The following is a 9,948-nucleotide window of genomic DNA, read 5'->3' on the forward strand; positions in this document are numbered from 1 at the left end:
TAATGGAAGGAAGGGATTCGGACGACTCGAATCATGTTGCTGACCGGTAACTCAATGAAAACTGGCCTGCGAGCGGCCGCGCTTCTTGTCGCGGGCTCGTTCAGCTGTGGTTCCGTTTTCGCGCAGCCAGGGCAGCCGGCGCCGAGCAGCGAAAAAATGCTGCTGCAGCCCAGAGCCCCATCCGCTGGCGAGCCCATGATTTACGCGATTGACCACCCGCAATCCAACCAGCCCCTGCCCGTCCCCGGCTCCCTCGGCATTGCCGTAGGACGACGCCTTCAGCTTCAGGTGGCCGTTCCGGCGACACCCGGTGCACCGGTGGCTCAAACCCAGGGCATCTGGCGGCCTGTCGATTCTTTGTCGCTGCGCGCGGGCTATCAGCAGACCGACGGCAGCCGCATGCTGCTGTGTGCCGAAGCGGACAACTGTGCGCCGGCGGTCAGCGCCAACGCGTCAGAATCCTCGCTCCAGGCTTACGCACTGGGCGCAAGCTGGCAGGTGAGCCGAGCGCTCAATCTCAACGTTGACTACTTCAGCAGCGACAGCCAGCTCCCGACCAACATCACGCCGGTGTGGTTCAGCACCGCCGGAAGCGGCCTGAATCTCGGCAGCACCGAGGCCGTCGATATCAGCCTGACCTGTGACATCAGCGCCGGGAACTGGGGTGATCTGGAGCTGGGCCTGCAGGTATCCCGTCTCGCCGACTTCGAATACTCGCTCGGCGCGGCACAGACAGAAACGCCGCTCAACGCTGCCGCGTTTGGGTTGGGCTGGCAGAAAGGCACGTTTCGCGGAGACCTGACCAGCCGCTACCTCGACGTGGTCAACGGTAACGAACAAACCGCTGGGTGGACGTCGTTTGACGTCAGCTTCGCTTGGCGGACACCGTGGAACGCAAGCCTGAGCGTCGGCGCTCGCAACGTCCTAAACAATCCGGCTCCGGCCAGCAACGGACTGAGCGACGCGGAGCTGGAGAATTTCTTCGGTCGCGTGCCTTACGTCCGTTATCGCCAGGACCTGTAACCGGCTCCACCAGCCCCGACCCCTCCTCGATTCTTCGCCAGCCACCGAGCGCCGCCAGCGTTCGCATCGCTAGCTGAATAAACCCCGCTTTCCCTGTTGCAATTTGATGGCCGGCTCGTAACCATGACGCCATGAACGACGTCGTCCGACCCGCTTTCGCCTGCCCGTTTCTGGTGGTGCAAATGCCCAACTGCGAAGCGCTCAATCGCGAGCTGCGTGCCCTGTTTCTTGATCGGGAAGCTCGCGGGAGCGAGTTCACCGAGGAATACCCGGTACCCACCCTGAAGGTAAACACGTTCGAGAGCGTGTTCACCGTATTCAACTGGACCGAGCCGTGCGTCCAGCATCTCAAACAGTTTTGTTTCGCGCAGCTCGGCCAGGCGCTTAGGCAGGTCAACGGCACCGTGGATCTAAGCCCCCTGAAAATTTTCAATCACGCGTGGTTTCACATCACCCGCGCCGGCGGCTACATGGGCAGTCACAACCACCCGATGGCCTCCTGGTCGGGCGTTTACTGCGTGGATGCCGGCGGCCAGGACCCGGATAACCCCGACAGCGGCACGCTGCGATTTCATGATCCGCGAAACTCGATCAACATGTACATGGACGCCGGCAACAATACCTGGGTCGAACCCTGGGCACCGGGCGTTCTGACCTTCCCGGCCAAAGCCGGGCAGCTGGTGATCTTTCCCTCCTTCCTGATGCACGACGTGGCCCCGTTTACCGGACCGGGCGAGCGGATTGTGGTGGCCTTTAACGCCTGGATCAAAAACGTCGAAGCGGAAAAACATGCCGTGGGAGCCGCTCACCCGTGAGTGACTTTGAGGCGCTGTGGCAGGCGGCCAACGCGGGCGATCCGGCCCAGCAATTTGCGTTGGGCCGACACTACGCGGACGAGGCTGACTACGGCCGCAGCCGTCGCTGGCTGGGCCGGGCTGCGCGGAACGGCTACCACGAAGCTCAGGTCGAACTGGGCCGCCAAAGCCTCCTGGGGCTGGGCATCGCCGCCAATACCGTTGATGCGCTCAATGCTTTTCGCCGCGCGGCTGATGCCGGAGATCCCAACGGTCAATTTGAGCTGGCAAACGCCTGCTACCGTGGCCAGGGCCTGACGCGCGATACGGATGCCGCTGCCGCGCTTCTGACCAAGGCGGCACGCAGCGGGCTCCCGGCGGCGCTCCTCAACTACGCACTCATCGCTGATCAGCTCGGGGCCACCGAACTCGGCGCCGAGCTGCTAGCCAGCGCTGCCGCGGCGGGAGACTCGCGCGCGCAGGTGTTGTTTGGCCAGGCACCACCTGCGGAAGCCGCCGAGCGACGCTGGGACGAGCTGGAGGCGCTGACGTTCGAGCCGGCCGCGCTGGCCACACCGCAGGTGCCCGACCCCGCGTTTTCGCTGCGCGTCTACCCTGACCTGCTGACGCCACTGGAGTGTGCCTACCTGATCGAGACGGCCCGTCCCGATCTGCTCCCCTCCCACACGGTGCATCCGGTCACCGGCGAATCCGTGCTCGATACCACCCGGACCAGCTACGGCTGGAGCTTTCACCCTGCACAGGAAGACATCGTGATTACCCGCGTCAAGGAGCGGCTGGCGCTGCAGGCCGGTTTCCCCTTTGACCACGCGGAGCCTTTTGCGATGCTGCGCTACAGCGCCGGGCAGGAGTACCGGGAACACTTCGACTACATCGATCCGGAGTCCGGCGAGGCCGGCGAGGAGATCAGGCGCCGCGGACAGCGTGTCGCCACCACCTTCAGCTACCTGAGCACACCGCAGGCCGGCGGCGAAACCGAGTTTCCCCGTTTCCAGTCCCAGGTGAAGCCGGTGGCGGGAACGGCGGTTTTTTTCCGAAACACGCTCAGCGACGGCAGCATCGACCGCAACAGCCTGCACGCCGGTGCGCCGGTGATCGACGGTGAGAAGTGGCTGGCAACCTTATGGTTTCGAGACCGACCTTTTCGCCATGAGTGACAAGACAACGCCGATCGTTCCAACGCCGCAGCGCAGCGCCACCGTAGACGGACTGCGAATCGCCGTTTTTGATGACCTGGTGCCGTTGCCGATTGTCAGCCGCATCAAAGAAATCCTGGACACCAGCCCGTTTCAACACAATGAAATCGCCAGGCCCGATACGGCGGAGTACCGACACTGGGCCAACAACATGACCATCGAGTCGGCGCGAAATCTGCCCTTCTTTGCTGCCACCGAAGTCGCGTCTCGCCATATGGGCGGTCACTATGCCGTCTATCGGGCCTACACCAACTACGCGGGCTACGGCGATATGCTATTTACCCACACCGACTGCATGCCGGGCGCGGGTGAACTGACAGCCCTGTGGTTTGTTGCCGATCGCTGGGATATCGAGTGGGGCGGAGAAACGCTGTTTTTTAACGCCAAAGGCGACGCAGAGTTTGTCGCGAGCCCTAGGCCCGGGCGGCTGGTGTTATTTGACGGCGAGCTCCGTCACTGCGGCAGACCGCCGAACCGCATCTGCACCCAGCCGCGCTATACGCTCGCGTTTAAGCTCGAACCGGTGAAGCCAGACGCCTGAGCTCAAGCGCTTCCGGTTCGTCAACGCTGCGCCGCCGTTCAGCGTTTCAGCAGTAAAGAAAATAGGTGCTGAGGATATATTTGTCGCCACTGAACGGCGCCAGGCCCGCGTGCGCGTACATCCAGTAAGGCGGAAACATGATAAGCCGCCCGCGACGCGCCCGAACCTTCAGATCCAGCTCCGTGAATAGAGTTTCACCGCCCTCTTCCACGTCGTTCAGGTACCAGAAACAGACGAGGTAACGCAGCCCCGAGATCCGATCGTACGCGTCGACATGTTCTCGAAACTGATCTTCGCGCCCTGCACGATAGCGCTTGATCCGGAATGCCTCGAAGTCGCGCTCGTCGGGGTAGCGACCAGGGACCTCGGCACAGTACCGGCTCAGCGCTTGCTCCTTGGCCTGCTCCAGCTGCAGATTGCTGTAGGCCCACTCGGGACTCCCGTCGATCACCAGCTCATCGAACTGCCGCACACCGTCTTCGCGCTGCATAGCGCCAGTCGCCCGGTCGAAGGCGCGCACGGTCTGATCACAGAAATCCGGCGGAAGCGCGTTGTCGTAAACCCGCACCAGTTCTGTCAGCCGGCGATTCACAGCACGGTTTCCTGGTTTAGATAGAGGTTGTTTTCCCTGACCGCCGTCCGGGACAGCCATTTTTCGCCCTCGGTAATCGGACGCCCCTGGTGCAGGGACAAAGCGTCGGGTAGACCGTCAACCCCGGAATTAAAGTGAAACACCGCGTCACCGTCAGCCCCGTCCACCCGCGGACCCGCAACGCAGTATTCCGTTTCGCCGCCGCCGTCGGGAGTCACCAGATACACCAGCCCGGTGATCAGCCGCTGACCACCGAGATCGCCGACGCTGCGGTGGGCCGCCATCCTTCGGGAGTCAAAGTAATCCACGTGCGGGCTGTACTCGTGGCCTTTGCCGTAGCGCAGGACGGACATCGGCTCGAAGTGCTGTTCATGGATGTGCAGCAACGCTGCCCACCGTCGCTGAATGATACGCACGATCGGCGTGACCAAGTGGGGGGCAAAAACGGCACAGTCGCCATCGAACGGGTCCACCTCGCCACCGCCGTCTGCGCCAGTCGATTCCCCCGTGCTGACCAGCGATCCCGCTGCGGCGGCCAGCAGAAAGAGGCGTTCCTGGGAATCGGCGAAACGCCTCACCCGGAAAACGCGTGGCTCCCAGCTCACCGGCTCAGCGGACACGCTTGCGCGGGCCGGAGGACCCACACCCTCACCTCGAACGGCCGGGTCCAGCGAAAGATCACCGTCGGAGAGCTGCATAAAGTTTTCAGCCACCACCTGGGCAAACCGCTGCGCGTAGCCAGGATCACTCTCCGGCAGCGCGATCGCGTTGGCTGCCGGCCCCAGGCTGCGGATGTTGTCCATCAGCTTTTGTGCCGCGTCATCCCCGGCGCTCTTGTCAGTATCGGTCAGGACCAGGCTAAGCTGGCGGCGGCGACGGTCGCTGGCTGGAAAGTGACGCCGGCATGCAAGGTCGAGCCAGGCCCACGCGAGGTCGGGGCGCCGCGCGACACCTCGACCGTCAAGATAGCGCTCGGCGAGCAGCGCAAAGGCCAGCGTTTCCCCCTGGGCCGCGGCTCGCAGAATCAGCGTAACGGCAGCCGCTTCGTCCACCGCGCACCCGATACCTGAGGAATGGAGCAGCGCAAGCTGGCACAAGGCGGTGGCATAGCCCGCCTCCGCCAGTCGGCTGAGATAGCGAAATGCCGCGTCATCATCACGCGGGTGGCCGTACCCAAACATCGCGAGGTCGGTCAGCCGCATCAACGCCTCCGGGTGACCGCGCTCGGCGGCGGCACGATAAAGGGTCAGCGCGCGATGGGGTGCGTCGGGCAGGCCGGGAAACTGACAACAGAGGTGCCCCAGGAGCAGCTGCGCGTCCACGTCGCCTGCCTCGGCGCGACGCGACAAGATTTGGACGCCGCGCTCAAACCCCTCGCTGCCGAAGGCCTCTTGCGACACGAGCTCCCGCGTTTGCGCAAGCTCCACGGCTGCGTTGTTGGAGGGTATCGCCGTCATGCCGCGTACTATAAGGCTGGCGAGACGTCGAAAGAAATGCTGATGCGCGACGTGTCGTGCCGATGTGGCAACGTTCGGTGGAACAGGTAGCTCGGAAACAGCAGCAGCTGCCCTTCCCGTGGTTGGATCACATGAGGTTCGGTCTCCGGGAGCTGCGGCAGATCTGCGTGCGGGCGCCCGAATTCGATGGCACCCTCGGTGCCGGTGCCAGGCGGCAGCTGCACGTAGTAAGCGCCCGACAGCCATGAGTCCTCGTGAATGTGGGTATCGATGTTGCCGCCGGCGTGGACGAGCGTCGCCCAGATGTTGAGCCGAAAAGGCTCACCGGGAAACGCCGCCTCAAACGGCGCAGCCCGGGGTCGGCACGCGATCATGTCGCTGATCGCAGCTCTGAGACTGGCTTCAAACCCCTGAATCGCCGGCGTCTGGTCAGCGGTCAGGTCATCGGTGAGGCCTCCATTGCGAGCCGCTAGCCCCACCGGCTCCCACCGCATTCTCGAGTGCCGGGCAATGTCGTTGGCAAGCGCTTTGTTGAACGCCGCAAGATTCGCAAACGCCGACGGGCACGCCAGTGGAACCTGCCGAATGTAGGCTGGCTGCCCCAGCCAGGCGACCGCTTCCTCACCGCCTCCAGTCAGCATCATGGCCACCGCACGGTGTGCGATGGTTCGCTGGTCGGCGGGATCCAGCGACAGAGCCTGATCGAGCGCGGTGAGCGCCTCGTCCGGCCGGCCTGCCCGCAGCTGCGCGATCCCGAGCTGACGGTAGAGCTCGGCTGCCTGTGGGTGGGCGGCAACGGCCTGCTTCAGGGCCGCGATACCCCGCTGGGGTTCGAGCTCCGCCAATACGTCCCCCAGCGTGAGCCAGTGTTCGACCGTCGGCTCGTTTTGCACCGCGCGAGCGGCATGCTGCGCCGCGTCCGCTAGCCGACCGGTCTTTCGACAAACGACCGCCAGGCAGTGGTTTGCCCCTGGGTGATCCGGACGCTGCCGGAGCAGCTCGGACGCAAGGCCTTCAGCCTCGGAAATCTTTTGCGGATCGGTCTGCCCACACAGCAAAGCCGCCAGGTTGGCACGCAATCGAGCGTTCCCCGGCTCCAGGGCAACCGCGCGGCGGCTAAGGGCGATTGCGTCGTCGCCCTGCCCCAGGCCGTGCTGGACCGCCGCGCGGGCGTCAAGCAGCAGCGCGCTAGGTGAAGCCGCATACTGGTCCAGCAGTGCCAGCGCCTGCGCTGGAGTGCCCTGTCGCAGCAGCGCGCTTACCCGCGATACCAGCAGCTGGTCAAGCCCAGCCCGCGAGGGTGGGTGATCCGGCTTCAGCTTGAGGGCCTGCTGCCAGGCGTCAGCCGCTTTTTCCAAAGAACCCTGCTGACTGGCCACCAGGGCGAGATTGTGCCAGCCGTTGGCGTCCTGCGGGCGTGCCTCGAGGTAGGTCGCCAGAAATCCTGACGCGGCGTCGAGCGATCCGGCCTGCATGGCCAGCATCGCTCGGAACTGCAGGGCCTCGGGTCGGCTCGAGTCAGCAGCCAGCCGGTCAGCCGCCTGGGAGTCCCCCTGACGATAGGCCCGCTCGGCGGCGGCCAGCGGATCAGCCGTCACTGCCGGAGCCAGCCGGTAATCGCCAGCCGGGGTTCAGTCGCAAACGGCGTGACCATCGACACGCAGTGCTCCAAAGGTACGCGGAACAACGTCAGGCTGTTGTAAGCCGGCATCAGCGTCGCCACAACCTCGTGACGTCCATCGAGAATCTGCAGTAGTCCACCCCAGTCGGCCTGCCAGTTCTGGCTGAGGTTGAGCACAAAGGCAAAACGGCGGGACTCTCCCTCAGCCAGATCATTGTGGTAGCGAAGAAAGTGGCCCGACCGGTAGCAGGTCGCCTGGGCGTCGAGTCGAGCGACCGTGCTGTCACCGGTTACTGCGGCCAGCCGGGCTAGCGTTTGCGGATGATTAAGGAATTCGAGCAGCTGGTGCAGCAGCAGTCCGGGGTCGCGCTTTTCCAGATAAGCCGGGACCATCATGTAGGACTCGTAGGCGAAGCCAAAATCGGTGCTCGCAGCCGCCTGAATCGACGAATAAAGCGTCTCAGCGGCATACTCACCCATCGAGGTGTAGCGATCGTTGGGGATCGTCTGAGAGCCCTCCTCCGTGCGGCAGGCCAGGGTCCAGGGGACCTCGTCCAGCAGGCAGCGGCGCAGCCGCTCAGCAAATTCGGGTTCCAGGAATCCCGGCAAGCGCGTATATCCCTGTTGGCTGAGCTCGCGAGCCGCCTTTTCTTGGGTGTCGGGATTGTCTGGAATAACGCTCAAGTTGTCTTGCAGGCCGGAGACACAGCGCGATCTTACCTCACTCTTCTTAACATAGGGATTCACGCAACTTTTAGGGATTTCCTGTAGTCTCATCTGCCATGAGGGGCAGTACGTCCACAATGGTTCGACATGCAATTTGTCTTGGGCTTTTGCTGCTAACGGCTCTCGTGGGCTGTGCCCGTGACCCGGTGAAGCCCGCGCTCAAGAGCGATCCTCCGATGCCTGTGGATTTCAGCGGTTTCTGGGAGTTGAACTACCAGGCGAGCGATCGCGTGGAAGAAAACGCGGAGCTGCTCAGGCTGATTGCCATCGCCAAAGCGCGCCGAGCCCAGAGCCGCTACGACCGCGGACCGTTTCCGGTGCTGCCCTCGCTGGAACTTGTGCGGTTGGCAGACGAAATCTCGCAGACGCAGGTGGTCGAGATCGAGCAGGACGAATACAGCATTGAGGTAAACCGGGACGACGATTTTCCGCTGACCTGCGAATTCGGCGGCGACAGTGCGTTCGGCCTGGTGGATCCGCTGGGCAACGAGGTCTGCGGCTGGGATCAACATCAGCTGGTCTTTGGCTTTGCGCTGCCCGACCGGCTCGATATCGTGCAGCGGCTGACCCTGGGGCCGGCAGGCGAGCGTCTTAACGTCGCAACCACCGTACGCCGGCGCGGCTCCGCCCGCTCGTTCACGCTGAATCGGGTTTACACCCGGTTCGAACCGCTGCCGGAGGAGTTCGACTGTCGGTACACCGTCGCGGGCACCAAGTCCTGCGTCCGGGCTCGAAACGCGGAGGGGGGCGCTAAGCCTTGACCCTCCGTCGTCTACAACGCGCGGCCACACCGGTCGCGGCTGCGGCGCTGTCTGCGTTCCTGCTGGCTGGTCCGAGCATCAGTCTTAGCCAGCCTCAGCTTGCGCCCTGGGCGCTGGCCGCAGGTCCGGGAAGCGAACTGCCCACGGAAGCCCTGCTGAGTGTTGAGGTCCTGCCGTTTTCCGCCGTGCCCTCGATGGCGTCGGACGTGAGGGACGCGGAAGGACGCTATCAGGCCTACCTGCTGAGGCAGCTGCTCGAGGAGTCGACCCAATGGGGTCCAGTGCGGATGTTGGCTGATGCCTCTGCCGGTTCTGAGCTCGTCATTCGCGGCGAGATCCAGCGCGCAACCCCGCAGCAGTTAGCGCTGGCCATTCAGGCCACAGACGCTACCGGCAGAGTCTGGCTGGATCAGGTGTATCAGCAAACGGCTGACGCTAAGAACTACGCAGGCGGCCAGGAGCCCTTCCTGGAGCTTTTCCGGCGGGTGGAGGGCGATCTGGCCGCGGTTCGCAACAGTTTGTCCCTGGGCACGCTGGACAACATCCTGACGGTCGCGACGCTGCGCCGAGCGGGAACGTTTGCGCCCGACGCCTTTGGCAACTACCTGACCGAGACTGAGGGCATTTATCAGGTCAATCGACTCCCCGCAGAGGGAGACCCCCTGTTTGCACAGCTCGACCGAATCGCCGAGGCGCAGGCTTTATTCGCTGACGCGGTGGATCCAAACTTTGGCCGCTTTTTCGACGACATCCAGCCCACTTACATCCTTTGGCGCAAGACGCTGCTCGAGTCAGACTCGCTGATGTCCACCTACCGGGAAAAGTCCGCGCGAAAATCTTCGCGTGACAAGAGCGCACGCGCCCTTTACCGCGAGCTGCGTGAGCTCAAGCTCTATCAGCAGACGGTGCGCGAGACCATGGACAGTTTTGTATTCCGCATGGAGCCGACGAAACTCGAGACGCAGGGCCAGGTGGTGGAGCTCGGCGGCACTTTAGCCGAACAAACGGCGCAGTGGCAGGACATCCTTAACCGTATGTTTGCCGCTGAGGTTGGTCTCTAGCAAGCACTGCATGCGCCGGGGTCACATGCGCCGGGGTCATGCGCCGGGGTGAGAGTTAAAGGAGCCAGTTAAAAAAAAGTGCCCGTTATAGGAACCCCACAAGCACGGAACCCCAAAAATTAACCCCCAAATACGCCAACCCGCGGGGGCCGGCC

10 protein-coding genes are annotated in these 9,948 nt (G+C 63.6%); 6 read left to right on the plus strand and 4 right to left on the minus strand.

Features of this window, described 5'->3' with window-relative positions:
• The first annotated feature begins 195 nt into the window (after window positions 1-195).
• The 4 genes from AAF358_23190 to AAF358_23205 all read left to right on the plus strand — a co-directional run bounded on the left by AAF358_23190 (window position 196) and on the right by AAF358_23205 (window position 3,575).
• Window positions 196-1,023, plus strand: a complete 828-nt coding sequence (locus tag AAF358_23190; protein MEM7708479.1) for a TonB-dependent receptor — start codon at window positions 196-198, stop codon at window positions 1,021-1,023.
• 131 nt (window positions 1,024-1,154) lie between these two features.
• Window positions 1,155-1,838: a putative 2OG-Fe(II) oxygenase gene (locus AAF358_23195; protein MEM7708480.1), complete on the plus strand. Its 684-nt coding sequence runs from the start codon at window positions 1,155-1,157 to the stop codon at window positions 1,836-1,838.
• A complete protein-coding gene (locus AAF358_23200) occupies window positions 1,835-2,995 on the plus strand; it encodes a 2OG-Fe(II) oxygenase (GenBank protein MEM7708481.1) in 1,161 nt (386 codons plus the stop codon). The genes AAF358_23195 and AAF358_23200 overlap by 4 nt, the downstream gene beginning before the upstream one ends.
• Window positions 2,988-3,575 (plus strand): 2OG-Fe(II) oxygenase, encoded by a 588-nt coding sequence (locus tag AAF358_23205; protein MEM7708482.1) that lies wholly within the window; start codon window positions 2,988-2,990, stop codon window positions 3,573-3,575. Before AAF358_23200 ends, AAF358_23205 begins: the two co-directional genes overlap by 8 nt.
• Window positions 3,576-3,621: 46 nt before the next feature.
• Here the strand turns inward: AAF358_23205 and AAF358_23210 are convergent, their stop codons facing one another.
• The 4 genes from AAF358_23210 to AAF358_23225 are packed head-to-tail and all read right to left on the minus strand — an operon-like array spanning window position 3,622 to window position 7,929.
• A complete protein-coding gene (locus tag AAF358_23210) occupies window positions 3,622-4,167 on the minus strand; it encodes a 2OG-Fe(II) oxygenase (protein ID MEM7708483.1) in 546 nt (181 codons plus the stop codon).
• Window positions 4,164-5,624, minus strand: coding sequence for a 2OG-Fe(II) oxygenase (locus AAF358_23215; protein MEM7708484.1), 1,461 nt, complete (start codon window positions 5,622-5,624; stop codon window positions 4,164-4,166). Before AAF358_23215 ends, AAF358_23210 begins: the two co-directional genes overlap by 4 nt.
• 8 nt (window positions 5,625-5,632) lie before the next feature.
• Complete coding sequence (locus tag AAF358_23220) at window positions 5,633-7,222, minus strand: putative 2OG-Fe(II) oxygenase (protein MEM7708485.1); 1,590 nt, start codon at window positions 7,220-7,222, stop codon at window positions 5,633-5,635.
• The gene (locus AAF358_23225) at window positions 7,219-7,929 is read right to left on the minus strand and encodes a 2OG-Fe(II) oxygenase family protein (GenBank protein ID MEM7708486.1); all 711 of its coding nucleotides are present in this window, start codon (window positions 7,927-7,929) and stop codon (window positions 7,219-7,221) included. The genes AAF358_23220 and AAF358_23225 overlap by 4 nt, the downstream gene beginning before the upstream one ends.
• Window positions 7,930-8,147: 218 nt before the next feature.
• On the opposite strand from AAF358_23225, the gene AAF358_23230 reads away from it, so the two are divergent.
• Both AAF358_23230 and AAF358_23235 read left to right on the plus strand, forming a co-directional pair.
• Window positions 8,148-8,732 (plus strand): hypothetical protein, encoded by a 585-nt coding sequence (locus AAF358_23230; GenBank protein MEM7708487.1) that lies wholly within the window; start codon window positions 8,148-8,150, stop codon window positions 8,730-8,732.
• On the plus strand, window positions 8,729-9,793 hold the full coding sequence (locus tag AAF358_23235; protein MEM7708488.1) for a hypothetical protein: 1,065 nt from the start codon (window positions 8,729-8,731) through the stop codon (window positions 9,791-9,793). Before AAF358_23230 ends, AAF358_23235 begins: the two co-directional genes overlap by 4 nt.
• Window positions 9,794-9,948: the final 155 nt, after the last annotated feature.

It is taken from the genome of Pseudomonadota bacterium (assembly GCA_039033415.1).
Lineage (GTDB): Bacteria > Pseudomonadota > Gammaproteobacteria > Xanthomonadales > SZUA-38 > JANQOZ01.